Source organism: Mycobacterium aquaticum (assembly GCF_002086485.1).
GTDB classification, from domain to species: domain Bacteria; phylum Actinomycetota; class Actinomycetes; order Mycobacteriales; family Mycobacteriaceae; genus Mycobacterium; species Mycobacterium aquaticum.
The window spans coordinates 79213-106192 of record NZ_MVHF01000016.1 but is presented as its reverse complement, the minus strand read 5'-3'; the positions used below and the strand labels follow the sequence as shown (position 1 = coordinate 106192).

26 protein-coding genes and 2 pseudogenes are annotated in these 26980 nt (G+C 62.2%); 15 read left to right on the top strand and 13 right to left on the bottom strand.

The window, feature by feature from the left end:
* Positions 1-20 precede the first annotated feature (20 nt).
* Both BST13_RS17290 and BST13_RS17285 read right to left on the bottom strand, forming a co-directional pair.
* Positions 21-809, bottom strand: a complete 789-nt coding sequence (locus tag BST13_RS17290) for an ABC transporter permease (protein WP_095533593.1) — start codon at positions 807-809, stop codon at positions 21-23.
* 72 nt (positions 810-881) lie between these two features.
* A complete protein-coding gene (locus tag BST13_RS17285) occupies positions 882-1598 on the bottom strand; it encodes an MlaE family ABC transporter permease (protein WP_245839695.1) in 717 nt (238 codons plus the stop codon).
* A gap of 560 nt (positions 1599-2158) precedes the next feature.
* On the opposite strand from BST13_RS17285, the gene BST13_RS17280 reads away from it, so the two are divergent.
* Positions 2159-2737 (top strand): TetR family transcriptional regulator, encoded by a 579-nt coding sequence (locus BST13_RS17280; RefSeq protein ID WP_083165239.1) that lies wholly within the window; start codon positions 2159-2161, stop codon positions 2735-2737.
* Positions 2738-3180: 443 nt separating this feature from the next.
* Here the strand turns inward: BST13_RS17280 and BST13_RS17275 are convergent, their stop codons facing one another.
* From BST13_RS17275 to BST13_RS17265, 4 genes are all read right to left on the bottom strand, one after another.
* Entirely contained in the window at positions 3181-3936 is a 756-nt protein-coding gene (locus tag BST13_RS17275) for an alpha/beta hydrolase (protein ID WP_245839687.1), read from the bottom strand.
* On the bottom strand, positions 3933-4118 hold the full coding sequence (locus tag BST13_RS39760; RefSeq protein ID WP_245839686.1) for a hypothetical protein: 186 nt from the start codon (positions 4116-4118) through the stop codon (positions 3933-3935). The genes BST13_RS17275 and BST13_RS39760 overlap by 4 nt, the downstream gene beginning before the upstream one ends.
* Before the next feature lie 171 nt (positions 4119-4289).
* A complete protein-coding gene (locus BST13_RS17270) occupies positions 4290-5339 on the bottom strand; it encodes an LLM class F420-dependent oxidoreductase (protein WP_083165238.1) in 1050 nt (349 codons plus the stop codon).
* A 61-nt stretch (positions 5340-5400) separates the two neighbouring features.
* Positions 5401-5949 (bottom strand): TetR/AcrR family transcriptional regulator, encoded by a 549-nt coding sequence (locus tag BST13_RS17265; protein WP_158087158.1) that lies wholly within the window; start codon positions 5947-5949, stop codon positions 5401-5403.
* A gap of 474 nt (positions 5950-6423) precedes the next feature.
* Here BST13_RS17265 and BST13_RS17260 point away from each other — a divergent pair, with 474 nt between their 5' ends.
* From BST13_RS17260 to BST13_RS17245, 4 genes are all read left to right on the top strand, one after another.
* Complete coding sequence (locus tag BST13_RS17260) at positions 6424-8658, top strand: acyl-CoA dehydrogenase family protein (RefSeq protein ID WP_083165236.1); 2235 nt, start codon at positions 6424-6426, stop codon at positions 8656-8658.
* 11 nt (positions 8659-8669) lie between these two features.
* Complete coding sequence (locus BST13_RS17255) at positions 8670-9524, top strand: SMP-30/gluconolactonase/LRE family protein (RefSeq protein ID WP_158087157.1); 855 nt, start codon at positions 8670-8672, stop codon at positions 9522-9524.
* A 149-nt stretch (positions 9525-9673) separates the two neighbouring features.
* Positions 9674-11380 (top strand): class I adenylate-forming enzyme family protein, encoded by a 1707-nt coding sequence (locus tag BST13_RS17250; RefSeq protein ID WP_083165234.1) that lies wholly within the window; start codon positions 9674-9676, stop codon positions 11378-11380.
* 119 nt (positions 11381-11499) lie between these two features.
* The gene (locus BST13_RS17245) at positions 11500-12321 is read left to right on the top strand and encodes an SDR family oxidoreductase (RefSeq protein ID WP_083165284.1); all 822 of its coding nucleotides are present in this window, start codon (positions 11500-11502) and stop codon (positions 12319-12321) included.
* Between the two features lie 241 nt (positions 12322-12562).
* On the opposite strand, the gene BST13_RS17240 is transcribed toward BST13_RS17245, so the two are convergent.
* On the bottom strand, positions 12563-14047 hold the full coding sequence (locus BST13_RS17240; protein WP_245839684.1) for a GAF domain-containing protein: 1485 nt from the start codon (positions 14045-14047) through the stop codon (positions 12563-12565).
* Positions 14048-14476: 429 nt separating this feature from the next.
* Here BST13_RS17240 and BST13_RS17235 point away from each other — a divergent pair, with 429 nt between their 5' ends.
* From BST13_RS17235 to frc, 7 genes and pseudogenes are all read left to right on the top strand, one after another.
* Positions 14477-15595 carry a VIT1/CCC1 transporter family protein gene (locus tag BST13_RS17235; protein WP_083165232.1) on the top strand — a complete coding sequence of 373 codons (1119 nt, stop codon included), beginning with the start codon at positions 14477-14479 and terminating at the stop codon, positions 15593-15595.
* Positions 15528-16046 carry a LytR/AlgR family response regulator transcription factor gene (locus tag BST13_RS17230; protein WP_342744301.1) on the top strand — a complete coding sequence of 173 codons (519 nt, stop codon included), beginning with the start codon at positions 15528-15530 and terminating at the stop codon, positions 16044-16046. The genes BST13_RS17235 and BST13_RS17230 overlap by 68 nt, the downstream gene beginning before the upstream one ends.
* A 466-nt stretch (positions 16047-16512) precedes the next feature.
* A pseudogene (locus BST13_RS17225) lies at positions 16513-17325 on the top strand (AMP-binding protein); the annotation flags it as partial.
* Entirely contained in the window at positions 17322-18056 is a 735-nt protein-coding gene (locus BST13_RS17220; protein WP_083165229.1) for a YoaK family protein, read from the top strand. The pseudogene BST13_RS17225 and the gene BST13_RS17220, both read left to right, overlap by 4 nt.
* 125 nt (positions 18057-18181) lie before the next feature.
* Positions 18182-18805, top strand: a pseudogene (locus BST13_RS17215) (thiamine pyrophosphate-binding protein); the annotation flags it as partial.
* Between the two features lie 9 nt (positions 18806-18814).
* The gene (locus BST13_RS40415; protein WP_425437026.1) at positions 18815-19021 is read left to right on the top strand and encodes a thiamine pyrophosphate-dependent enzyme; all 207 of its coding nucleotides are present in this window, start codon (positions 18815-18817) and stop codon (positions 19019-19021) included.
* Between the two features lie 49 nt (positions 19022-19070).
* Positions 19071-20324, top strand: coding sequence for a formyl-CoA transferase (frc, locus tag BST13_RS17210; protein ID WP_083165228.1), 1254 nt, complete (start codon positions 19071-19073; stop codon positions 20322-20324).
* Between the two features lie 152 nt (positions 20325-20476).
* On the opposite strand, the gene BST13_RS17205 is transcribed toward frc, so the two are convergent.
* The 4 genes from BST13_RS17205 to BST13_RS17190 form a co-directional block, all read right to left on the bottom strand.
* Entirely contained in the window at positions 20477-21187 is a 711-nt protein-coding gene (locus BST13_RS17205) for an MIP/aquaporin family protein (protein WP_083165227.1), read from the bottom strand.
* A gap of 558 nt (positions 21188-21745) precedes the next feature.
* Entirely contained in the window at positions 21746-21973 is a 228-nt protein-coding gene (locus BST13_RS17200; protein WP_245839682.1) for a hypothetical protein, read from the bottom strand.
* Positions 21974-22059: 86 nt separating this feature from the next.
* Positions 22060-22416, bottom strand: a complete 357-nt coding sequence (locus tag BST13_RS17195; protein WP_245839680.1) for a hypothetical protein — start codon at positions 22414-22416, stop codon at positions 22060-22062.
* Between the two features lie 162 nt (positions 22417-22578).
* Positions 22579-23700 (bottom strand): sulfite oxidase, encoded by a 1122-nt coding sequence (locus BST13_RS17190; protein WP_083165225.1) that lies wholly within the window; start codon positions 23698-23700, stop codon positions 22579-22581.
* A 326-nt stretch (positions 23701-24026) separates the two neighbouring features.
* Here BST13_RS17190 and BST13_RS17185 point away from each other — a divergent pair, with 326 nt between their 5' ends.
* Positions 24027-24236 (top strand): hypothetical protein, encoded by a 210-nt coding sequence (locus BST13_RS17185; protein WP_083165282.1) that lies wholly within the window; start codon positions 24027-24029, stop codon positions 24234-24236.
* Positions 24237-24442: 206 nt separating this feature from the next.
* On the opposite strand, the gene BST13_RS17180 is transcribed toward BST13_RS17185, so the two are convergent.
* Positions 24443-25114: a response regulator gene (locus BST13_RS17180; RefSeq protein WP_083165224.1), complete on the bottom strand. Its 672-nt coding sequence runs from the start codon at positions 25112-25114 to the stop codon at positions 24443-24445.
* 178 nt (positions 25115-25292) lie between these two features.
* Positions 25293-26141, bottom strand: a complete 849-nt coding sequence (locus BST13_RS17175; RefSeq protein ID WP_083165223.1) for an aldo/keto reductase — start codon at positions 26139-26141, stop codon at positions 25293-25295.
* A gap of 345 nt (positions 26142-26486) precedes the next feature.
* On the opposite strand from BST13_RS17175, the gene BST13_RS17170 reads away from it, so the two are divergent.
* Together BST13_RS17170 and BST13_RS38710 are read left to right on the top strand one after the other, a co-directional pair.
* On the top strand, positions 26487-26723 hold the full coding sequence (locus BST13_RS17170; protein ID WP_083165222.1) for a hypothetical protein: 237 nt from the start codon (positions 26487-26489) through the stop codon (positions 26721-26723).
* Positions 26724-26797: 74 nt separating this feature from the next.
* Positions 26798-26959 carry an FAD-linked oxidase C-terminal domain-containing protein gene (locus BST13_RS38710; RefSeq protein WP_142282798.1) on the top strand — a complete coding sequence of 54 codons (162 nt, stop codon included), beginning with the start codon at positions 26798-26800 and terminating at the stop codon, positions 26957-26959.
* Positions 26960-26980: the final 21 nt, after the last annotated feature.

The following is a 26980-nucleotide window of genomic DNA, read 5'->3' as shown; positions in this document are numbered from 1 at the left end:
AGCTGTTGGTCACGGTTTTCTCACCCTGAGAGATTGAAGTTGCCGTTGGCGCCGTATACGGACAGAGACACCAGCAAGGTCACCGACACCACCACAATCAGCGAGGTTCGTACGGCGTTGCCGACGCTGACACCTACACCGGACGGACCGCCAGCCGCGAAGTAGCCGTAATAGGTGTGGATGAACAGGATTGCCACTGCTGTCAACACCGCCTGCAGGAACGACCAGAGCAGGTCGACGGGATTGAGGAAAGTCGTGAAGTAGTGTTGATAGAGACCATCGGACTGGCGAAACAGCACCACAGTTGTGAACTGGCTGGCCAGAAAAGACAAGACCACCGCAATCGAGTACAACGGGGTAATGGCTATCATGCCAGCCACGATTCGGGTGGACACGAGATATGAGACCGCCTGGATACCCATGGATTCGAGGGCGTCGATTTCCTCGTTGATCCGCATGGCCCCCAACTGGGCGGTCACTCCGGCACCGAATGTGGCTGCTAGCCCGATGCCGGCAACGACAGGCGCGGACACACGTACATTGATGAAGGCCGTCAGAAATCCGGTGAGCGCCTCGATCCCGATGTTGCCCAGCGAACTGAAGCCTTGCACTGCCAATGTCCCGCCGGCAGCCATGGTCAAAAACCCGACGATGACGACGGTGCCGCCGATCATCGCCAGTGTGCCAGTACCCATCGATATTTCGGCGATCAGCCGGACTACTTCCCGGCGATACTTCGTCGCTGCCACTGGTGTGGCACCAACCGCCTTCGCGTAGAAGACAGCATGATCGCCGATTCGGCTGAACATGTCGACCGGTTTGGCCAATGTGGCACCCACACGCGGGTAGGTGGTCTGCAGCAGAACTTGAACGCCCAACACTCACCGCGCCGTCAGCTGGATACCGATCGCGGTCACGACCACATTGACTACGAACAGGGCCATGAACGCATACACCACGGTTTCGTTGACTGCGTTGCCAACCGCTTTTGCACCGCCGCCGCTGATCATGAGCCCGCGGTAACAGGCGACCAGCCCTGCAATCAACCCGAACAGCCCGGCCTTGACACACGAAATGACGACTTCAGGAACTCCGGTCAGCAAAGTGATTCCTGCAGCAAAAGCGCCAGGATTCACCCCTTGGACGAACACCGAGAACATGTAGCCGCCCAGGATTCCGATGATGCACACCAAGCTGTTGAGCAAGAGCGCCACCACGCCCGAGGCCAACATCCGAGGCGTTACAAGACGCTGTATCGGATTGATGCCCAAGACTTCCAACGCTTGGATCTCCTCACGAATCGTCCTCGACCCGAGGTCAGCACACATCGCCGTGGCGCCCGCGCCCGCCACAATCAACACGGTGACCATCGGCCCCACCTGGGTCACCGCTCCGAACGCAGCGCCAGCGCCGCTTAAGTCTGCTGCGCCCAACTCACGCAACAAGATGTTGAGGGTGAAGCTCACCAGTACCGTGAATGGGATGGCAACCAGCAACGTGGGCGCCAACGACACCCGGGCCACAAACCACGACTGCTCAAGAAATTCGCGCCACTGAAACGGCCGCTGACCCACGTATCTGATTGCGTCGGCGGACATCGAGAACAGGCCTCCCACTGCCTCCACGGGTTGTGTGTAGTCACGGCCGATGGAGAACGACCAGGCTTTGCGCCGCCTCACCCTACTTTCCATTACCATCCCGTCGACCGGACGACGGATTCATTGTCGTCGGCACTCGATTGTGTTGACCTGTAAGGCATTTGAAGTCAATGGACCAGCTGGCAGCCCAAGCGTCTCCGCCGCGACCCGACAGCTGGGTCGGTTGCGACCACGGCGATCTGAATCACCGAATCATTGAAGCCTTCATTTAAAGTTTCGTCAAGTGTTCAAATAGCCGTCGACGGTGCCGCCCGAGTTGAGGCGGGACCCCCACGGGACAGGCCCGGTTGCGGGCCTCGCGGTCACAGCCGAAGATCGCTTTCGATCCAGAAGCCTTGGCGCACAGCCAAGAAAGCCATATCCGAGGCATCATTCGCCACTCGCACCTCCAGACATGGGTCACTGCAGTGACGATTTATCTTACTTCCTGTAAGCTAACTACTGGTATTGAGATCGAGCGGCCCGCGGTTCGGGTCGCACGGGTAGCTCCAGGAGCACAGATGCGCACGACATTGGCCCAGCAGGTTCATCGACGGCGCCGCATCCTCCAGGTGACACTGGGTATCGCGAGGAGCGGCGGCTATGGCGCGGTCCAAATGCGGACAGTCGCTGAACGTGCGGATGTCGCCTTGGGCACCTTGTATCGCTACTTTCCATCGAAATCAACTCTTCTCTTGTCGGCGCTTGAGAGCGAACTTGATCGAATTGCGCGTAGTGACCGAATCAGCAACTCCCCCAGTGCTGAGCGCTACGAGCAGGTATGGCATCTGATCACACGTCTCAACGCCGGCATGGCAGCAGATCCGCAGCTGGCTGAGGCCCTGGCGAGAGCATTCATGGTTGCTTATGCTGCCAAAGGCCCTGAATCTGACCGCATGCGCCAACGCTTGGAAAGGTCAGTCCGGCAACTGCTGGCACCCGACAATCCAACGACGCGCGAACAGCTCGTCGCGCGAATAATCGTAGACGCTTGGGCGTCTAACGCCATGGCCTGGCTGGGGCGCCGCGTCACAACCGCCGACCTGAACAACAGACTGCGGAATACGCTGGCTGTCCTGGAGAAACGGCACGACATCTGACCTTGCCGTAATCCGCAATCGTCTGCGCTTAGCAGAACGAGATCGCCGGCAGGGGTACGCGTTACAGCCGCAACGCCAACGACGCATACGAATCTCAATACGAGATTTGCCGGCACTGTCACCCGACGTGCGCTGACCAAAACACACGTCTGTCCAACAGGCTGGGCCCGGACGTTGATCAAGGTCGGGCAACTGTGGTTGGAGATGGCGGTATTGAGTAATTCAGATACCTCTGGAGCCTGCGCCAGGGGAAGCGTGCCCTGAAACAGGGAATGTTCCTCAGGCGACCCGGTCAGCCCGGTGAGCAACGACAAACCACAACCGTTCATCTGGACCAACACCTCCGAGGAAATCCTCGACCCCATCCCAGATACCCGAAACGAAATAATGGCGCAGGACACCAACGACCGCCACACCAGCGGCGACGCTAGTGGGCCTATGCGTCAGAGCCCAAGCGCACGACGCAGTACAGCGATCAACTCTGCTTGCTCTCGCTGCGAAATGGCTGCATGCTGGACGAGAGCCGATCCGTGGAATGTTCCCGGGAATAGATGCAACTCGACTGTGACACCGGCAGCGAGCATCGCCAGTGCGTAGGCGACGCCTTCGTCGCGCAGGGGGTCGTAGTGCATCACCGAGACGTAGGCAGGTGGTAATCCGGCAAGGTCAGCCGCGCGTGCCGGAGCGGCATAGACAGGCACCCTATCGGTCCCCGCGACAGTTGGGCCGAGGTAGTGCCCCCAGCTAGCGATCGCTTTCGACCGGTCCCACAGCGGCGTGTCGGTGAACATCGTCATGCTGGGCGTAGCGAGCCGATCGTCGAGTTCTGGCACACCGAGGAACTGAAAAGCGATATGGGGTCCACCGCGGTCGCGGGCGAGCAAGGCCAGCGCCGCGCACAGCCCACCTCCTGCGCTGGTGCCATGGATGGCGATGCGCCGCGGCTCGATTTCGAGTTCGCCGGCGCTTTCTGCCATCCAGAGCAGTCCCGCGTAGACATCGTCCAGCGGTCCAGGAAACGGGGTTTCGGGTGCGAGTCGGTAGCCCACCGCGACAACAGTGACACCGAGTTCTCGCGCCAGTCTTACGTTGAGCGCGTGTTCGGTCTCCAAGTCGCCGGAGATGAATCCGCCGCCATGCACGCGGTAGACAGCTGCTGGTGCGCGTATCTGCTCAGGCTGATAGATCCGGACCTTCACATCGGGATCGGTTGCATTACCGGGAATCTCGCGATCTTCAAACTGTACCCGGTGGTGTCGACGGCTGGCAGCTGAGCCATCATTTCCGACAGGAAGGCACGTGCTGCTGCCGGGCTGGTGCTGTCCCGTGTGGGCAGCAATGGCACAACTTCTGCGATCTCGGGGTCGAACGCATACGTCATCCTGACTCCTTTGTATCCATGAGTACCGACTTGGGCGGCCAGATCGTCGCGGCCCGAAGCGTCTGCTTCACCGAGCTGACATTCGACCGTGCTCCACGTACCCAGATGTACACGCGGCAACGAACAACGTTGCGCGTGGCGGTCAGCCGGCCGTATATCTCACTTGTCAGGTCAGCCCAACTGGTTTCGCGCCAGCACCGATCGGTAGCTTCGGATTTGCTCCGGAGTACCTCCGCTGACCAGGATCATGGTCACCCCGTTTGCCTCCCATAGGCGCAGTTGTGCCGCCACGTACTCGGCATCTCCGACAATGGCGGTATCGTGAAGAAGTTCGTCTGGGATAAGTTGTGCCGCTTCATCTCTGCGATCGTTCCGGAACAGCTTGGTGACGTGTTCGACAATGTCGCCATACCCCATCCGGCGGTATGCATCAGCATGAAAATTCGCGCCCTCAGCGCCCATACCTCCGATGTAGAGCGCCATGTATGGCCTCATCGCCTCGAAGGTTGCGCCCCGGTCGGCTGTCACGACAATGTTCGCCGTCGCGATTATCTCGAAGTCCTTCCGGCTGCGACGTGCCCCGGGCCGGGCGAACCCTTCCTCCAGCCAGTCGTTGTATGTGCTTGCCATCCGAGGGGTATAGAAGATCGGAAGCCAGCCGTCACAGATCTCTGCGGCCAAAGCAACGTTTCGCGGACCTTCAGCGCCAAGCATGATGGGGATATCAGCTCGCAGGGGGTGGGTAATCGGTTTCAGGGCGCGTCCCAAGCCCGTGGTGTCCGGACCGGTCAGCGGCAGCGGATAGTGGGGACCTGAACTCACGACAGGACGTTGCCGGGCCCAAACCTGCCGCACAATATCGATGTACTCACGAGTTCTTGCAAGCGGCTTGGGAAAGCGTTGGCCGTACCAGCCTTCGACAACCTGAGGCCCTGACACTCCCAAGCCGAGAATATGTCTTCCTCCGCTGAGATGGTCCAACGTCAGCGAGGCCATGGCGCAGGCAGTTGGTGTTCGCGCCGACATTTGCACGATAGACGTACCGAGCTGGATCCGAGCGGTTGACGATCCCCACCACGCCAACGTCGTGAAAGCGTCCGATCCCCACGCCTCGGCAGTGAAGACTGCGTCAAAGCCCGTCTCCTCGGCGGCTGCTACCAACTCGGCATGGTTCGTCGGTGGTTGGGCACCCCAGTATCCGAGTTGTAAACCGAGTTTCACTTCATGCTCCTTCAAGCGCTGGAACGTTCCCGAAACGAATCAGCCCCAAGCGCCACGTTATTCAGGCCGGCGGTGGCGTCATGTAAAGCGTTAGCGCATTGCGCAAGCCGGCCAGCGCATCGTTGCTGTCAACAGGAGAGCCGTAGGCCATCTCAGCATGCAGACCTCTCAGGGCAGCGGGCAGCAGCGCAATCACCTGGCGTGCGCGGAGTGGATCGACAGCGACCCCGTCGAAGAACTCTCGGAACTGAAGTGCCCAGTTCTCATCCAGCTCATCCAGGGCAGCTGCAGTGCGAGGGTACGTTCGCTCAAGCTCGAAGCGGTCCTTTGCCAGTCCGGACCTCAGATTCGAAACCGCTGCGCTGTAAGGCGAATCCAGCGCTTTCCATAGCAGATCGATGACCTCTGCGATGCGCTTGTGCACCGACCCTGCCGACGGCCGGGCCCAAATGCTGGGGCCCGCTGTTTCCAGGATATGGATCAATGTCGCCGCCCATAGGCCGTCAACGTCACCGAATTGATACTGCAGAGTCCCCCAGGTCACGTGAGCTTCTTTTGCCACCATGTTCGCGCTGATCGAATCCGGCCCCCCAGAAGACAAGAGCCGCATTGCCGCCTCCAGGACATGCCTACGACTCAGCTCGCCGCGGCGATTACGCCTGCGGCTGCCGGAAACCTCTGGAGAAGTCGACGGCTCCACAACGGCCTCCCTCATCATCGCGTGGCAACACTGACGTCCCGCCCTCTATCGCTGGATTTCTAGCGGCCCAGGGACTTGTATATCATAGATATCTCTATCATACTGCTTCCCGAAGGACCGCACGAAACGTCTCAGCCGCTCCGCAAGGAGCGGACCCCGTGCATGCGCGGGACAGGATCCACCGCGCTTGGATAACCAGCAATTCAGCAAAGGTTTTCGCGAACCGAACGCGGCCAACTGACCCCAGCTCACCAACGATCACGGCGAGGGGAAACGTCTCAGCACCTAACCTATTCCAACTCGTCATTCTCATTGATATCTCTATGTAACTAGGTCGACGGACTCACGAAGTAGTCCGCCGGAGCACAGCTCGGAGGAGCACCAATGCCTGTTGCCATCAACGACGAACAAAACGCGCTGGCAGAGAGCGTCGCAGCGTTCGCTGACCGCCACCAGTTGCGGGCATCGGTGCGAAACGACAGGTCCAAGCACCAGGCGGGCCAACACCATGGTTCATGGTTGGAGTTCGTCAAGCTAGGCATGCACGCAGTGCACCTTCCCGAAGACATCGGTGGGCAAGGCGGAAGTATCGAGGACGCTGCGGTCGTCATCGGTGAGGCTGGGCGGGCATTGATGCCTGGACCGTTGCTGCCAACTGCGTGCGTCAGCGCGATCGTGGCGGGCGCCCACCGCACCACCGCAGTCGACGATGCACTCAAGCAGTTCGCGAACGGAGCGACCGCAGCTGTTGTTGGACCAACGTCGGAACTGGCGCTCACCAAGCAGAGCGGCCGGCAGCTTCTGAGCGGCACGGATTCTCCGGTAGCCGGAGCGGCATCCGCGGACTTCCTGCTCATCGAGCTGCCTGGGAGCCTCGCAGGAGGGGGCGGCGCCGGATGGGTCTTGCTCGATCAAGCCGCAGCGGGCGTCACCGTAGAAGTCTGCGACGGTGTCGATCTCGGTCGCGACATAGCGAGCGTCCGATTCGCCGATGTGGACTTGGTTGATGCAATCCCGTTGTCCGGCATCGATTCTGGTCGAGCTCGAGATACCGTTGTCGCGTTGATGGCAGCCGAGGCGGCAGGCGTGATCGCATGGTGTTCGCAGGCGGCCACCGAGTACGTCAAAACCCGCATACAATTCGGACGTCCTGTCGGTGCCTTTCAAGCTGTGCAACACCGCGTCGCGCAATTGCGCATCACAAGCGAATTGGCGACCGCCTCTGCGTGGGACGCCGTGCGCAGCTTGACCGAAGTCGAAGCTCAACGGACCCACGCAGTTGCCGGCGCAGCAATCGTATCGGTGGGCCGGGCCGTTCATGCAGCTGTCGAATGTCTGTGCCTGCATGGCGCAATAGGGTTCACCTGGGAGCACGATGTTCATCTGTACTGGCGCCGAGCTATCTCGCTTGCCGCGCTCGTCGGGCCGATCCAAAGTTGGGAGGCCCGCCTAGGGGATGTCGCCCTCGACGGCCCGCGGGACTTCACGATCACTCTTCCCGAGACGGACCCGGCATTCCGTGACTGGGTGGGTGGAGTTCTCGATGAAGCAGCACGCCTTTCCAACACGCAGCAATCGCCCATGGGCGATACCGACGCGGTGGCGACTGGTCCTCGTCGCTCTCTACTCGCCGAACAAGGGTTGGTCGCTCCCGCGTGGCCACGCCCCCATGGCCTTGAAGCCACCCCACTTCAGCAGTTGATCGTCACTGAGGAATTCGAGCGCAGGGGCCTCGCGCAACCATCCATGGCGATCGGCCAATGGGTCCTGCCGGTGGTTCTGAAAAATGCGACGCCTGAACTGGTCACCGCTCTGGCCGCGCCCACGCTGCGGGGCGAGATCATCTGGTGCCAACTCTTCAGTGAGCCCGAGGCGGGGTCAGATGTGGCGTCATTGGCGTTGCGCGCGACCAGGGTCGACGACGGGTGGTTACTACGTGGTCAGAAGATCTGGACCACCCAGGCGCACTTGGCCCAAATGGGCTTGTGCCTGGCGCGCACAGGAACTGATGAGTCCAAACATGGTGGGCTGTCTATGTTTCTGATCGATATGACCAACCCGCAGCTGGACGTCCGGCCGATCAGGCAGGCAAACGGTCGGTGTGAGTTCAACGAAGTGTTCTTCAATGACGTGTTTGTCCCTGATTCGATGCTGCTTGGACAGCCTGGCCAGGGATGGGCGCTGACGCTTGACACCCTTGCGCAGGAACGCTTGTTCATCGGCACCTACCGGGAGACGGGCAACGAGAGCCGGATAAGGGACATCATTACGAGTGGCCGCTTCGCTACGACACGCCACGATGCTGTCCGTGTCCTCGGCTCGATCAGCGCCCGCGGCGCAGCGATCGCCGCCATGAACGTCCGCGAAACGCTTCTGCGGCTACAAGGTCACGGGCCGGGCCCGGCCACCAGCATCGGCAAGGCCGCCGCATCGATACTGCACGTTGATGCAGCAGAAGCTGCACTGAACTTGCTGGGGTCGGCGGGCGCACTCGGTGAAAACGTGAGCGAGCCCGTCTTCCATGAACTCGACATCCCGACTTGGGTTGTTGGCGGGGGAACACTGGAGATTCAGTTGAACACAATTGCCACATTCGTCCTGGAACTTCCGAGGTTCTGATGATGCAGCCAGTGGAGTTCGACGTGGTAGTCGACGGCCTGGTCATGCCCGAATGTCCGCGGTGGCATGACGGGAGACTGTGGTTCTCCGACATCCGCGGGCAGCGTGTGTACTGCCTAGATGCGGCGCACCGCCTCACTGTCGTCCACGAGTTCGCAGATGACGAGCCGGCCGGCCTCGGCTGGCTGCCCAACGGTGACCTCCTTGTCGCCGGCATGGTCGGGCGCGTCGTATATCGAATCAAGGACGGTTCCGCCATCGTGCACGCCGACCTGCGATCGGCGGCGCCGCACCAAATCAACGACATGATCGTCACGTCAAACGGGACCGCGTTCGTAACCCAGCTCGGCTTCGACCTCGATGCGGATCAACCTGAGCCCAAACCCACCGAGATCATCGCGATCGGACCCGAGGGCGACACCTGGACGGCCGCCACCGGCCTAATGGTGCCGAATGGAATCGCGGTGAACGCCACCGAAGACAGAGTGGTCGTTGCCGAGTCCGGCGCGGGCCAACTGAGTAGCTACTCTCTCAAAGACCAAGTACTTTCGGATCGCATCGCCGAGATACTCCCAGCGACCAACGCTTTCTCATTCTGCGCACCCGATGGAATATGCCTGGACGCCGACGACGGCCGGTGGGTCGCAGATTCGATAAACAAGCGCGTTCTCCGCGTCGAGGACAACGTAATCACACACGACTACCATCTCGGTCAGTTTGTGCTTGCATGTGTGCTTGGCGGAGTAGATCGGCGCAGCCTATACGTGTGCGTCGCCGATGCGTGGCATCGTTCAGATACGCACAAGACGTCCACCGGGCGGATCGTCCACATATCTGTTGATGCCCCAGGAGCCGGCAAGCCCTGATCCGGTCATACCCGGATGAGCCCACGACGGTCTCCCTGTCGCAAACAATGCGCCCAAGGTTCCACCGCACCGCCCCGCCGATAAACGGACCTTCAAATAACTCGGCCTCGTTGGCCGCCGACCCCCTCCGAGCCGCACCAGGAGCAGACTTGACCATCACCGCAAGTGCCGTTCACGAGACTATCAACAGATTTACCGCACCCTCGGGCCCGTTCGCCGTCGGGGAGCGTTACATCTCAGGCGAGCGATTCAAAGCATTCACGAATGCGGCCGAAACACTGCCCGACCTTTTGGCAATGTTGACACATCATGGTGATCGCGAATTCCTTGTGTTTGAGAACCACCGTATGACCTACCGCCAATTCATGGATGACGCGGAAGTGCTTGCGGCAGCCTTGCAACAAGAATTCAAGATCAGGCCCGGTGATCGCGTTGCGATTGCCATGCGCAACTGCATAGATTGGATGGTTATTTTTGCCGCAGCAGCACGCATCGGCGCCGTGGTCGTACCGATAAACAGTTGGGGATCCGCAGAGGAACTGGAATTCACGGTGCGAGATTGCGGCGCAAAGGTCATGGCTGCGGACGCAACTCGGGCCGCGTTGGCCGGCCAGTCAACTGAGTTCGAATCAGTCGACATCATTCTCAGTGACGTCGAGGGCCGCCTCGACATCGAAGCCCACCTTCGAACCACTCTCCTTTCTGCGCTCATCGCCCGCAACCGCGGCGGACAGTGCCTGCCCGCCTCTCCCGCAAATTCCGACACCGCGCTACTCATGTACACCTCTGGAAGCACGGGGCGCCCGAAGGGCGTTATCTATCGCCATGTCGCAATCGGCCAGGCAATCATGAACATGATCTTCTTGGGCGCTTTGGGCATCGAAATGGGCGGCTCAATGGACCTGCGTGGTGGCGCCACCGCAGAATCTGGATTGGTGACGGTACCGCTGTTCCATGCCACAGGCCTACTCAGCGGCTTTCTGCTGCCCGGCATGCTCGGGCAAAAGGTCGTGTTGATGCGCAAATGGGATGCCCGCGAAGCCCTGCAACTCATAGCTCGGGAGAAGGTAACAATGATGGCCACCGTACCGGCCATCTTGAAAGACCTTCTGACGCACCCGGAATTCATCAACACGGACGTGTCGTCACTCTCACGGATATCTGCCGCAGGCGCCGCTACCCCGGCCGACCTACCGGGTCTCGTTGAACAACGCCTCGGTATCGTGATCCGTTCCGCCGGCTATGGAATGACCGAGACCACCGCGATGTGCGCAGCAATGAGCGGTCCGGTTTTCGACCTTGCACCGCTCGCTTGCGGCATTCCTTCACCGATCATGGACGTGCGTATCGCAGACACTCCAGACTCTGACGGGATCGCCGGTGAGGTGCAATTGCGGGGCGTCACAGTTACACCGGGCTACTGGCATCAAGAGGCAATGACCCAGCAGGCATTCACAAATGACGGATGGCTGCGAACTGGCGATGTGGGACATATCGATGAGAACGGTTTTTTGCACATCACCGGTCGAATAAAAGATATCGTCATTCGAGGTGGCGAAAATATCTACCCGATTGAAATTGAGAACGTCGCCTATCGTCATCCCGAAATAAAGGAGGCCGCGGCATTCGGCGTGCCCGATGACACAATGGGCGAAGAACTGGTTCTGGTCTGTCACCCGTTCGACATCGGGTCGATGACCGAGGGAGATCTACGTCAGCATCTCGCTGCCCAACTACCCTCATTCAAGGTCCCGAAGTACATCCTCCTGTCGGCCGACCCGCTGCCCCGCAACGCCAGCGAGAAAATACATCGACTCGCGTTACGAAACCGCTTCACCGACGCAGCAGCAAGGTGAGAACGTCCGTTCTCATGGCATGGCTGGAGCGCGAGGTTCCCCGACATCGCCTGCTGGCGTTCTCCGAACATGTTGCCCGCCAGTGGAACTGGCAGCCCCTGACCGCACGGGAGACATCAATGAGTTTTGTCGGCAAGCATGCAATAGTCACTGGAGCTGGTTCCGGCATAGGTGCTGCACTGTCCCGCGCGCTTGCTGACAGAGGCGCAAAGGTTGTCTGCGCCGACATCGACGGCAGCGCCGCCGAATCGGTCGCGGCGGCGACCGGAGGCGTAGCGGTGAAACTTGACGTGACGGACGCCGTGGCTGTCCAACGGACAGTCGATGATGTACTCGATCGCGCCGGGCGACTCGACTTCATGTTCAACAACGCTGGCATCTTCTGGGGCGGCGATACCGAGAAACTCTCGCTGCAACAATGGAATTCGATTATCGACGTCAACCTTCGCGGGGTCGTGCACGGTATCGCCGCCGCTTACCCTGTGATGATTGCGCAAAAGGCCGGTCACATCATCAACACAGCTTCCCTTGCCGGTTTGACTGCCGCAGGGCAACTCAGCAGTTATGTGGCAACCAAACATGCCGTGGTTGGCCTTTCACTATCCTTGCGAGCTGAAGCTGCCGCCCACGGAATCGGCGTACTCGCCGTCTGTCCCGGCGCTGTAGAGACACCCATCTTGGACAAAGGCGCTGTAGGGGGCTTCGATGGACGCGAGTACTTCTTCCGGGGACATCGAACGTCGCGCGGTTACCCGCCCGATCGCCTGGCCGCAGACACCTTGCGCGCCGTCGAAGCGCATAAGGCGTTACTCGTCAGGCCAGCGCGCGCATCAGTTGCGTGGATGCTCGGACGCCTGTCACCGACCCTGCTGAACAGGATTTCAATTGGTTACGTCGAGCGTCAACGCAGAAGTCAACAGTCACCCGCTAGCAGGGGATAAGCTCCCGCGACAAACGGCGGACCGACGCCGGAGGGTCGGTATACCTGACCCGGCCGCTGCGCACGCATTTCGTGCGCATAGGCAACGCTGCCATACTGGCAGCTGGAGGGCACTCAAAGTCGAAGTAGCACTTCAGGATGTCGCCTGATCAGTTCGTAGCAGCAGCCAGATCCGCATGACCTGCATCGATTCGAGCCTGATCGTCGTCGACTAAACCCCGCTTTCTCCGCAATGTTGATGGTTATGTTGCAGCACAGGGAATCTCGATGGAAAGAGTGGTGCCCTGATGGTCGCGGCTGGTGATGTCGATGCGTCCTCCGAGTGCCTCTACGCGGTCCTTGAGCCCGATGAGTCCGGATCCCCCACCGGCGCCGGCCCCACCAACACCGTCGTCGGTCACTGACAGGCGCAACAGCCTGTTGTCGGCAGACACGTCGACGGTGACCTCGGATGCTCGAGCGTGCTTGGCGGCGTTAGTCAACGCTTCTGCGACGACATAATATGCGGCCACCTCGACGGACTCGGGCAGTCGCCGCTCGACATCGACGCTGAGCCGCACGGGCATGGCTGCACGGCGCCGAAGCGCACTCAGTGCCGGCTGCAGCCCGCCCTGCGACAACACCGCTGGGTGGATTCCGTGCGAAACCTGGCGCAGCTCCTCGCACGCCTCGGCAAGACCATCGCCGACATCGGCGAGCTGGCCGCCCAGGTCGCTATCCGACGGTAGCGACGCCTGCAGGGATCGGACACGCAGCGCCAAGGTAACAAGGCGCTGTTGTGCTCCATCATGCAGATCGCGTTCGATACGGCGCCGTGCCTCGTCGCCGGCGGTCACGATGCGGGCCCGCGAGGCCATCAGCTCGCCACGTGATTCGGCGTTCGCGATCGCCGTCGCCACCAGTTCGGCGAACTCGTTCAGCCGTTCTTCGGTGTCGGGCGGTGGTGGCTCGGGCCTCGCGAACCCGACGATCGCTGTACCCCATAGCCGACCGTCGACGACGATGGGTGCCCCAACCCCGGAGACGAACCCCAGTTGCCGGATCAGTGCGGCTGCCGAACCGGTGGCGTGCGCGTGGCTGTCCATCCGCGCTGCCGTGCCGGTCCGCTGCACCAACGCCGCGACGTTATCCCCCTCCAGCGTCAAGCGCGCGCCAACCGGCATGCTATTGGGTCCTTCGTCATGAGCAGCGACGATCTCGGCCGCGCCGATACCGAGGTAACGCAGCAGCGTCGCGTTGCCTACGCCCAGCGCATTGGCCACTTCGTCGGCAACTGCGGTGAAGATCTGGTCCGCTGAGACACCGCGGGCGACCAGGGTGGCCACTCGCCGCAACGCGGACTGCCTGTGCGCCAATTCGTTGACCTGCATGGCGGCGCGACGGGCTTCGGCGGCACGCGACCGCGCCTGTGCCCCTAGAACGTTGGCCAACAGTGCGGTCGGCACGAAGACCGCTACCGCGATGAGGTTCTGCGGATTGGCCGGCAGGAGCCCGTGATCGGCGGCGAGATGGACCTCCAAATACACCGCGGCACTGAGGACCGTGGTGGTGACCGCCAGTCCAAGGCCCCAGCCGTACGAGATCACCAGTACGCCGAGCAAATACACCGCGCCGAAGATCATGCCCGGTCCGACGCGTTCCAGCTGCTCGACGAGCGTGGTTTCGGCGAGGATCAGCACCGCGGCGGTGATAATTCCCAGCCACAGCGGTGGACTCGGGCGCGCCATCACGGACGCCACACGTGCGCTGCACGATCGGCGTCCTGTCGTGGTCCGCCGGACCGACGGCTTACTGAGTGTCGTCGCAGTCATCAAACATTCGTTCGCTTCTCGAGAGCCCGTCAGCGAATCCGCTCGACGGGGTGGTTTTCCCAATCCAGAGTCCCTGAGCTCAACGCTAGGCACCGACGGCACGATTGTCCTCACCGCTGGTGCGTATCGGTCATTCCAGCTAGCTGGAAGATTTCGAGCGCACCCGAAGCCGCCCGTAACTCCGATTCGGTATCGCGATGAGACCACCCTCACATGCGATCGCTGCGCGCACACAACGTCTCAGCGCCGATGAACGTCACTGCCGCAACGGATTACCACCTGCAGGAAAAGAGTATGGATGCCTGCCGTGCAGACATCTGCCGGGTCCACATCGACTCTTGAACCATGACAACTCCTGGTAAGCCAACGCAGGTCGGCCGATATCGCGAACTCTTGGCATCCGAGCAACGCAGCGCGGCGCTCTACACCCGGCTGGCCGACGCTGCCAGTGGCGAGCAACAAAAGATACTTACCGAGCTGGCCGCCGTCGAGCGCAAGCATGCCGCTCACTGGGCCGACAAGCTCACCGAGCTCGGAGAGCTTGTGCCTGATGCACCTCGCACCAGACTGCGCACCCGATTGATGGGTTGGGTCGCGTGCTGGTTCTCGATCGCCGCGGTGCTGCCCTTCCTTGAACGTGCCGAGGAGGCCGATGCCGGGCTGTATCAGGGCGACGCAGACGCGACTGCGGCCATGGCCGTCGACGAACGCTCACATGCCCGCGTGCTCACCCATCTACGAGAAACGGACCCGAGCAGCATTCGGCGCCGCGAACGCTGGCACCGAGGCGATCGGTCAGGGGCGTTGCGCGCAGCGGTGTTCGGCGTCAACGACGGGTTGGTGTCCAACACCTCGCTGGTGATGGGATTCGCCGGCTCAGGCGCGGCGGGTTCGACCATCCTGTTCGCAGGACTGGCCGGACTGTTGGCTGGGGCGTTCTCAATGGCCGCCGGCGAATACATCTCGATGCGAAGCCAGAAAGAGTCCTACGAACGCGAAATCAGCCTGGAATCAGAGGAGTTGCGCGACGACCCCGAGGCCGAAGTCGAAGAGCTGGCTCTGATCTATCGAGCCAAAGGCCTCGACGTGCAGGAAGCTCAACGGGTCGCTGTCACCATCATGGCCGATCGCGACACCGCGCTGGACACCATGGTTCGCGAAGAGCTTGGACTCGATCCCGACCAACTCGGCTCGCCGTGGTCGGCGGCCGCCTCCAGCCTGCTCGCGTTCGCCGCCGGCGCGGTAGTGGTGGTGCTGCCGTTTGCGTTCGGCTCAGGTATGGCGGCGCTGTTCGCCGCCATCGCTTCGGCGGGCGCGGCGCTGTTCGCTGTCGGCGCGACGATCGGGCATATCAACGGCCGAAGCGCGCTGCGCGGCGGGGCGCGCCAACTACTCATTGGCGGCGGCGCTGCGGTCCTCGTTTTCATCATCGGTCACTGGGCGGGAGCTGGTGCTCATGCCTGATCGGGCAGCCGAATTGGGGCTATCTGCACTGTGTGAACAAGCCCTTGCCGGTCACACTGAAGTTCTGCCCTCTGAGCAGCAGCCATTGCGCTGCGTGATAGTCGATGACAATCCGGCGTTCGTTCACACGGCGGCACGATTTCTCCGCCAGCAGGGCATCAACATCGTCGGTGCCGCATCGACAATCCCTGAAGCGTTGAGCTGCGTGGAACGGCTCAAGCCGGACGTCACGGTCGTGGACATCCACCTCGGCGACGAGAGCGGTTTCGATCTGGCCAACCAGCTCGCCGACGGGCGAGCGGCCTCCCCGGTGATACTGACCTCCACCCACGCCGAGACAGAGTTCGCCGACATGATCGCAGTCAGCGCCGCGCTCGGTTTCGTGTCGAAGGTTGACCTGTCAGCGGACAGCGTGAGGTGTCTTCTCGATGCGGCGATCGACGCAGACTAACTGATCGTCCTGCACGACCGCGTCGAAGCCCTCGACGGCGCGCCCCGTCACCAGCGCTGCCGGAGCCGGAACTTCGCTGCAGATAACGCTCGACGGCACAATCATGTTGAATACATTCTTGGGCATGCTCGCCATGATCCCCGCGGCTCGGGGCGTCATCGGACTGGGCCACCGTCATCCAATTGCGGCTGGCAGGTAAGACCGGCGGCCGCTGCCCTACGGGGTCAGATGGGCGGCAGCATCAGCGACATTCAGCCGGTCGCAGATAAACATTGACCACATGAATGATGCCGATTACCTCATAGACGCAAGGATGTTGCGCGTGCACCTGACCGTAACCGACGCTTCGCGTACAGAAGAAAATGACGATGATGGTCCGCAGTGGCGCCTGCACGTGGCGCCGCCGAACGCCGCCGGCGCCAAGTCCGAAATGCGGTTGCTGGTCACCCATTCGGCACGCACGGTAGCCACTCCGCTCTCGGGGATGACCGATCTCGATGCGCTGATAATGTTCACCTCGGGAACCACCGGCAAGCCCAAATTGGTGCCGTGGACCCACAGCAACGTCGCCACCTCCATCGAAAACATCAGCGGCGCTTACCATTTGGATCCGTCCGACGCCACTGTCGCGGCAATGCCGCTGTTTCACGGGCACGGGCTCGTCGCCACCCTGCTGACCACTCTGGCGACGGGAGGCACGGTGTTGCTACCGACGCGGGGCAAGTTCTCGGCACACACCTTTGCCGATGACCTCGCCGCCTGTGGCGCCACCTGGTACACCGCCGTGCCGACCATCCACACCATCCTGCTCGACCGGGTGCCGGTGAAGACCGCCACCGACCACGCGTGTCGGCTGCGCGTCATTCGCAGCTGCAGCGCCCCGCTGGCCCCCACGACGGTAAGGGGCTGGGTGCGCAGCGGGGACCTCGGAAGCGTCGACGCGCACGGCAACCTGACGATACGGGGCCGAATCAAAGAGCTGATCAACCGCGGCGGTGAGAGGATCTCACCCGAATACGTCGAGGAAGTCCTCGCGTCCCACCCCACCGTCGCGCAAGCGGCCGTCTTCGGCCTCCCCGACGACCTCTACGGCGAGCGGATAGCCGCATTCGTGGTACCCCGTGAGGGATGCCATGTGGATACGGCAGAGCTGGTCTCCTACGGCCGTGAACGGCTGTCCGCCTTCGAGATACCGGAACGAATCATCCTCACTGACGCGTTGCCACTGACCGCGAAAGGCTCAATCGACCGCTCCAAAATTGCTGCGGGGGGCCGATGACGATGGCTTCGTCCAAATCTGCCATCCTGGTGCGCAATTCGGCCGCTATGGCACTTGCCGCCACGAGCGGCGGCGCCGACGCGATCGGGTACCTCGCCCTAGGACATGTCTTTACCAGCGCGATGACAGGCAATTTGACGCTACTCGGAATCGGTATGGCGCACCGCGACGGGCTTCGGATCGGGCGCGTCTTCGTATCGCTGGTCTGTTACATGGCCGGAGCAACCGTGGGTGCCCGCATCGTCGGCGCCGCCGAACCAGGCGACGCGGTGTGGCCACCCGCCGTCACTCGCGCGTTGACGGTCGAAACGATTGTCTTCGTCACGTACGCGATCGGTTGGTGGGCCATGGGTCCGCGCCCGGCCGTCTACTCGGAGGCAATTCTGCTTGGTATAGGTGCAACAGGTCTAGGCATCCAGAGCAGCGCGATGCAGCGCTTCGGCAGCAGGTTGGGCCTGAACACGACATTCCTATCCGGCTCCCTTGTTCGGTTGGTAGGCCAGTTGGCCACGGGGCATCGTTACCGCGACATCCACCACCACCTGCTCGTGCTTGTCGGCCTGGTATGCGGTGGCAGTTTGGGCGCGCTACTGGTACTACGCGCGCCGACGTTCGCACCGCTGGTACCGCTTGCGGGGCTGGCTTTCGCGCTCTGCGCCGCCCTTTGGCAGGCGCGCGGCGCCAATCGAATGGCGAAAGAGAACTACGCACATGCTGTTTCGCCAGCTTGAGTATGCAACCCGTCGACGTCGCAAAATCGCCTGGCGGTGCTCGTCGATGGTTCCTGGACACTTCGGTCTCTCGCACCGAAAGCCAACTGTAAGAACACCATCCACCCACATTTTGGGAGACCGCCATGGCACTCGCACATCGTCCGACCGCCGTCAGCAGTGAAGAACCGATTCACCGGACACTCACCGACGGCTGTCACTTGGCTGTCGATGCGCTCAAGCTCAACGACGTTCACACCATGTACGGATTGGTCGGCATCCCGGATCACAGACCTGGCGCGCATCGCGCAGTCATCAGGCATTCGCTACATCGGCTTCCGCCACGAAAGTGCCGCCATCCACGCAGCAGCTGCCGCGGGATTCCTCACACGCAAGCCCGGTGTGTGCCCACCGTGTCCGGACCTGGATTCCTCAACGGCCTCGTGGCATTGGCCAACGCGACGACGAACTGCTTTCCCGTCGTACAGATCTCAGGATCCAGCGAACGCCGCATCGTCGACCTCAAGCGCGGCGACTACGAGGAGCTCGACCAGATGACGGCGGCCGAACGGTTCACAAAGGCAGCCTACCGAGTAGACCGTGCCGAAGACATCGGGCGAGGAATCGCTCGCGCGATCCGTACTGCGCTGTCTGGCCGACCCGGTGGTGTCTACCTGGACATTCCAGCCGCGGTGCTGGGTGAGATCATCGACGCCGACGAAGGCGCCGCCTCCCGGTGGCGGGTGGTCGACCCCGCTGATCCTGCGCCCACCACGCTGATGGTGAACGCTCGCCACTACAAGCTGATTGAGGCTTTCGGTGGTCGGGGCTATCGAGCCACCACGCCTGACGAGCTGACAGCGGCGCTAAGGGATGCATTGGCCTCGGGCAAGCCTGCGCTCATCGACTGCGTCATCGACCCGACCGCAGGCACCGAAAGCGGTCATCTGACCAACCTCAATCCCAAGGGCATCGGGCACCCGTGAGCGATACGTCTCCCGGAGCGAACAGTATTCAGAAGAAAGGGAATTCATCATGAGTCAACCACCACTGAGCGGAATCAAGGTGATCGACTTCACCGGGGTGCAGGCCGGTCCCGCGTGCACCCAGATGATGGCGTGGTTCGGCGCCGACGTGCTCAAGGTTGAGCGGGTCGGCGTCGGTGACGTCACCCGCCGGCAGCTGCGCGACATCCCCGACGTTGATGCGTTGTACTTCACGCAACTCAACAGCAACAAGCGCTCGCTTGCGATCGACACAAAGACCACCGAAGGCAAGGAGGTGATGGAAAAGCTGATTCGCGACGCCGACGTCCTCGTTGAGAACTTCGCACCAGGCGCGATGGACCGCATGGGTCTGGGTTGGAAGCACCTCCACGAGCTGAATCCGCGGCTGATCTTCGGCTCGGTCAAGGGATTCAACGACGACTCGCCGTGGTCGGATCTCAAGGTCTACGACAACGTCGCTCAATGCGCCGGCGGCGCGGCCTCCACGACGGGATTCTGGGACGGTCCGCCGACGATCAGCGGTGCGGCGCTCGGCGACAGCAACACCGGCATGCATCTGCTGATCGGCATTCTCACCGCGCTGATGGCCCGTCAAAAGACCGGTGTGGGCCAGAAGGTTTCGGTGTCGATGCAAGACGCCGTGCTCAACCTGTGCCGGGTGAAGCTGCGCGACCAGTTGCGGTTGGAGCGGGTCGGCTACTTGGAGGAGTATCCCCAATACCCGAACGGCACGTTCGGCGATACCGTTCCTCGCGGCGGCAACGCCGGCGGCGGCGGCCAGCCCGGATGGGTTCTCAAGTGCAAGGGCGCCGATACCGATCCCAACGCCTACATCTACTTCACGATCCAGGAGCAGAATTGGGCACGAACGTGCGAGGCGATCGCTCGACCGGAATGGGTCGACGACCCCGCGTACGCCACCGCTGAGGCACGCCAGCCACACATCTTCGAGATCTTCGACGAGATCGAGAACTGGCTCGCCGACAAGACGAAGTACGAGGCTGTCGACATCCTGCGCCGCTACGAGGTGCCCACCGCGCCGGTGATGAGCATGAAGGAAATCGCCTACGACCCCGCGCTGCGTGCCAGCGGCAGCATCGTCGAGGTCGCGCACAAGCAGCGCGGCACCTACCTGACCGTCGGCAGCCCGGTCAAATTCTCCGACTTCACCCCGCAGATCACCGGCTCACCGCTGCTCGGCGAGCACACCGACGACGTTCTCACCGAGCTCGGTTACAACCCCGAGGCAATCGCCGACATGCACGCCAAAGGCGTGGTCTGAGCGAAACCGAGCAGCCGCCGGCACCGAAAAGGCCGGCGGCTGCTGCCGTTTCGCCTCACTGGAGGTGGCCACGCGGCCGCTATGCCAATCTCAGGAGCACCATTGCCAGATGCGCTGAGTGACGTTATCTCACGGCGCCAGAAATGTTCACGCTATTTATCGTCAGGGTTTAGTGCCAGAAAGGTCACGCCCGCAGCCAGGCCCGCAATTGCCTGTGCCACCAGATACACCCATAGCGTCGGCCACGCGAAGATGTCCATCACGGCGGCCCCGAGCGTAACGGAGGGGTTGAAGGCGCCACCTGATATGGCGCCGACCGCGACGGCACCGGCCATCACGGTGAAGCCGATGGCAGCGCCGTAAAAGGTGTTGTCAGGATGGCGGCGACTGGTGGCGACGTTGAGCACCACGTAACAGAGCGCGAAGGTGAACAACAGCTCGACGGCGAAGGCCGCCAGCAAAGCGTGACCGGACAAGGTCAGCGGGGCTCGAGTCGTGACCCGGTCCGCGCCAACGACGTTGCGTACCACAATCGCGGCCAAGAGTCCGGCACCGAACTGAACGATCCAGTACCCGAGTGCGTCGACCAGTCCAATTTTGCCGCGCACCAGCACAGCAAGTGTGACGGCGGGGTTGTAGTGACCGCCCGACAAGTGAGCGCCGGCGTAGATCATCACCATCAGCACGGCGCCGATCCCGACGGGGGCCAGTGGGCTCGCCGTGGTGACGGCGGCGCCGACAGTGAACACCAAAAAGAACGTTCCGATGGCCTCGACGATGAACTTTGCGCCCGCGCGTGGACTAGCGACCGGTGCGGACTGATGATGGTTGACCGCTTGTGTTGATTCGGGGGAAGTGACCATAGAACCACGATCACCGATGGCTGCGGTTGGTGTCGTCGGCGCTGGTGGCCATCCGGGCCGCATGCCACCGGTATTCGATATCTACCTGCCAGCGGTAACGCGGCCGCGCCCAGCAGATGGTCGAGCCACATGCGCTGCGCGAAGTCCGAGCGTTCCAGTATTAAGAAAACCCGCTCACGCTGTGCGCGCGACATCGCATTTCGCCCAGCGGACATGATCTCTCGCGCAGAGCGTCAATCATCTCGGCGCCGTGGTACGAACTGACCTTGAGCCACCCCGGCGGCGACCACCCCGTCGCCCCGCGGCTGTGCGATCACCGCTGGATGATCCGGGTCCGGGTTCTCCTGCCAATGGGAAAACATGGCGGCGCGGGTGTGTCGCGGCGCTCGTACGGCGTCATCTCTAGTGGCGGTCAGATCGGGATGGGAGTCGTCATGGCCGGTCATGACAAACTTCAACCTCCCATGAGCGGACGCAGCACACAAGGAGCCCATCGTGTCAATCTGACGGAGCTGTACGCGATTTCCCATCAACCCAACGATGGTTGGACCCGATGGGCTAGGTCGCCCCGCCCGCGTACGGGTAGTAGTCCACCTGAGGCGGCGAGTCGTTGATCTGCACATTGCCGGGTGACTGGCACTGGGACTGGGTACCGCCCAGCACAATGCATGACTGCGCGCCGGACGCGGAGGCGGCCGACGAGGCGTTGCCCACGTCGGCCGGAAATGACGCCGGTGCCGCCGCCGCGATCGGCGCAATTGCGATGGACGCTGCGGACGCAGCCACCAAAAGCGTTGTACTGTAGCGCATCTTGATTCTCATTGGTCAATTCCTTCCCGATTGGGTGCTGGTCTGGCTACTCGCCGAAGCGGCTATCGATGGCCGCCGCCGCCGTGGAATCCCCCGCCGCCAAATCCTCCACTACCGCCGAGCAGGAACGCCTCGCCTCCGTAGGGATAGTATGCTGCCGGCGGCGGAGCGTCATTGATCTGCACGTTTCCCGGTGACTGGCACACCGCGCCGACACAGGATTCCTGATTCGGGATGATGCTGGTGTCGGCATTGGCGATCGGCGCGGCGCCGATCGCCGCAGCGATGATCGCCGTACCTAAAATTGTTGTCATGTAACGCATCTTGATTAGCATGATTGACTCCTTTGCGGCATAGTTGATCGGTCTGATTCCATGATCGGTTGACGCGCAAAGCATGTCGTGGCCGCTGACACCCATCCGTGGCACCGCTAGCCGGAATTCGGGGTCCCAGCCAACATGTAGGGGTGACGCGACCACGTATTCACCGAAACATGTCTGCCGCTCGATCGACGGCCGGACGACACCGACACGGCACAGGGTGAGTCACGACGTTCGATCGACCCAACCGCGGCTATCGATTCACATCACACGCACATCAACACGGGAGTAGGCGTTGTTGCCGTAGCCGCGCGGATTCCACAGGGAAGCAGGGGATTCGGGCTGGGTCATACCGGTGTCATCCCATGCACGCGCAGTGATACTTAGCGGGCCGGGCACCACGTCGACAGATAGCGACCACAGTGACCATGCCCACTTACTGCGGGCAGTGTGCAGTTGGGCCTGACGCCATGTGTGGCCTCCGTCGATGGATACATCGACGCGTCCTATGCCCTGGCCGTCACCGGCCATCGCCCAGCCGCGCAACACGACCTCACCGGCCCCGATGCGGTCACCGCCAGTAGGCGCGAGGATGTCGCAGTTGAGCGGCAGGCGCGACAGCGGTATACCATCGCCCACGGCGGCGGTGTCGGGGTCGGCGTCGGGCGGTAAGATACGGTAGTCAACTTCCTGGAAGTAGTTGTGCGATGGGTGATCTCGCACCGTGACAGCGGTGATCCACTTGACGCTGCGGGCCCCGATGTAGCCCGGAACCACCGCCCTCACCGGTCCGCCGTGCGCCCGCGGCAGCGGCTGCCCGTTCATCTGCCACGCCAGCAGCACTTCGTGCGACATCGCCTTCTCGAGCGGGATCGAGCTGCCGTAGGCCTGCGCCGGGCGTGCCTCCGCGGCGATGTCTGGGGCGAGAAACTCCACGTGCAGCCCGTCGCGGCGGTACACACCGGCCGCGTCCAGAACGTCGGCAAGCCGCACGCCGCACCAGGCTGCGGTCGATATCGCCCCGTGTTCCCACGGGTCCTTGCCGGGAATAGGGCGCGCCCGCAACAGCTCCGCGCGCCGGTTGCCTGCACACGCCAGAGTTGCCACGACGGTGTGATGATCAAATCCGGTCGTCAACCGGTCGAGAGTCAGCGTCATCGGCGTGTCAACCAGGCCCCCTACGTCCAGCCGCCATTGCCCCGGCGCGATGTCGGGAAACAGGCCGTGATTACGCGCATAGAATGCCTCGACCGGCGTGATCTCATTGGCAGCCAATAGAGTTGGCGGAGGCTCGGCATTGAACGGCGCCTCGGTACGCACGATCACGTCGGCGCGCTTGCCCCACAGTGGCGCGTCATCTGGTGAGGCATGTGCTGACATCATCTGGTCCTTACCTTGCTCGGTGGTCCCGACCAGCCATGGGACGTCCGACGGCTGCGGCGGTTGACTTGCACGCTACTCAGTGACAGCGCATAAGTCGTTACCGCTAGCGGGTATCTGCGAGCTGCTGGCGGTAACAGCCACTGCACGATTGCCTCCAGGAGCGCATACCACGCCCATCAGCCGTTCATTCCAGCTGGCCACCCACATAGATGGATGGCAGCAGTGGCGACATGGGCTGGCTACGGCGCGACCATGAGTTCAGTCCAAACCGGGCGCACCAACTCAGGAATACCAGCATCAAAATCCTGATCCTCAAAGGAGAAACAATGAGAATGCACTACATCGCACCTGTGGCCATCGCTGCCGCGGCAGTCACGATCGGACTGGCTCCGATCGCCTCCGCGGATGTCAATCTGCAGCAGACCCCGGGCAACGCGCAGGTGACCGCAACCCCAGGAGGAGCCGCGCAGGAGGCTGCACAAGCACAGATGCCCTTCGGAGGGGACTCGAACGCTCTACTATTCCACCGCCGTTGACGTCGACTTCACGCGTTGGGCAGGACTGCCCTAGTCCCGCCCAACGCGCTTTTGTCGTAAGAGCTACCGGCGCGTCGATCGCCATCGGAGTCCGTACTCTCGGCCGGTTGAGCCGGATCTACGTTCTTCGCTCATCCAGCGGTGATTGACATCCCATGCGCACGCGGAATCTCCACAGCAACGCTGCTCGCACTTACACGCGGCAGTCACTGGGCGTCGAGAAACGCGATCACTGCTAATACTCTGCGGTGATCCTCACCGCTATCAGACAGATTCAGCTTGCTCATGATGCTGCGCACATGCTTTTCTACGGTTCCCTCAGTGACCCAGAGCTTATGGCCGATACCGGCGTTCGACCGGCCCTCTGCCATCAACGCCAGCACCTCACGTTCGCGCTCAGACAATGCAGCCAACGGGTCGTCGCGCCGCCGAGCCGTCACGAGTTCCTGCACCAGGGCCGGGTCGATGACCGATGCCCCGTTGCTGATCCGCTGAAGCGTGTCGATGAAATCGGCCACGTCGGTCACTCGACTTTTGAGCAGGTAGCCGATGCGCTGACCGCTGGCCAGAAGTTCGATCGCGTGCTCGACCTCCACGTGTGCCGACAGGACAAGAATCGCGATATCGGGGAACTGCTCGCGGATCGTCCGTGCGACGTCGAGTCCCTCGGTGGTGTGGGTGGGCGGCATCCGGATATCGGTCAGCACCAGATCCGGGGACTTGTCGTGTACGAGCGGCAACACGTCTCGACTGTCGCCGGCCTGCCCGACCACCTCGAACCCGGACCGGTTCAGCAGGCTGGCCAGGCCTTCGCGCAGCAGTACGTCGTCATCGGCGAGGACGACTCGTCTCGCCGCCCGTTGCTCGTCTGCGCTCATCGTTGCCCCGTTCGCCTCGGCCTCAACGTCTAATGCGCGTCACTGCCGCCAGACAGGCCTGCAGTCTGTCTATCTTCCCCTGCCGCACGGCGCACGTAGGCCCGGTCATGGATATTTCCGGTCAGCGGCCGTGCCCGAGTGCGGTGAGCGCCGTGGATCACCAGCCCGATGCCGGTTCTCATCCGGGGACGTAGTCGAATTCGTCAGGATCGGGGCCGGTGCGGCCGGTCTCGCCACGATCCAGGCCCGTGATTGCCCGCATGTCGTCGACGTCGAGGCTGAAGTCGAAGATCTGAAAGTTCGTCCTGATCCGTTCGGGGGTTGCCGACTTCGGGAACACCACGTCGCCGCGCTGAATGTGCCAGCGCAACACAATCTGCGCCGGCGTCTTGCCATGGGCCTGAGCGATACCAGTGACGACGTCATCACCGAGCACCTTGCCCTGTGCGATCGGTGACCACGCCTCGGTGACAATCCCATGTGCTTCGTCGTAGTTGCGCACCGCCTCGTTGCCGAAATAGGGGTGTACCTCGATCTGGTTGACGGCCGGCACCGTCTGCGAGCCTTCGGCCAACCGGTCCAGATGGCCGGGCTGGAAGTTCGACACGCCGATGCTTCGCGCGCAACCGTCCCTCGCGAACTCCTCGAGCACATTCCAGGTCGAGACAAAATCACCGCCGTAGAGAGTGGGCAACGGCCAGTGGATGAGGAACAGGTCCACATAGTCCGAACCGAGCGCCGACAGTGTGGCGTCGAAGGCGCGGCGCGCGTCGTCGGGCCGGTGATACCCGTTGTTGAGCTTGCTGGTTATGAACACCTCTGCACGGTCCACCCCCGCCTCACGCAACGCCTGACCGACCTCTTTCTCGTTCCCGTACATCTCGGCGGTGTCGATGTGGCGATAACCCACCTCCAGCGCCGTGCGGACAGCATCAGCGGTCTGGTCTGGCTCGATCTGAAAGACGCCGAATCCGAGTTGCGGGATGGCGTTTGCGTCGTTGAGAGTGACTGCAGGGACGGTGTTCATGCGTTGGTCCTCCTAGGACATGGGGCCGCGGGTCTCGGGCACGGGTGCCCGTTTTTCGGCGCGCGAAATCATTTCCCAAGGTTGCGACGCGACAGCCAGATCGGCATCGCAGACAACACCCATCGTCGATTCCCGTTGGCCGGTAGACGTATTGAGAAGACGTCCCGAAGTACAGAAGTCCTTTGGGTAGTCGAACTCGGCTCTCAGCCAACGTGTTCGAGCCGTCGCCGTGAAATTCCGGTTAGCCACCGGCCTCATGGACGCTAGCGGCAACGACACGACATCAGCCGAGCGGTCAGCATGAACACGTCCGCATACAAGCGCTAGCCGTTAAGGGGTTACACCATGCGTAACAGGCTCACGTATATCGCACCACTGATCGGGGCCGCCGCAGCCGCCGCAGCGATCCTCGCTGCACCGATCGCCGCAGCGGCTCCCGGCTCGGCAGCAGGTCCGTTGCAGCAGACTTGCGCGTCAAGCGGCTCCGGATCGGTCTGCCAGTCACCCGGCAATGTCCAGATCAACGATGCTCCCCCACCGGTGCAGTTCTACCCCTACGGCGGCGAGGCGTTTCTGCTCTAGACACGCCGTTTCACCTGCGGATTGAGGCTGGCCGCCAGCCCGGAGTGGTGCTGACGCTACCGAAACCCTGCCGCATGCTTGTCTGCCTCCGGTTGGCCCGGCAACAGCGCGTGATCTCGTCGCGTAATCCGTGCGCCGTGCATCGCGTTGAGCGCGGGGTCGAACGCCTGACCCACCGCATCAAAGACGCGCTCGACCCCCACGGGATCCTCAACCCCGGCGCCGTGCTGCGCTGAGCAATCCGCTCAGCTGGCGAT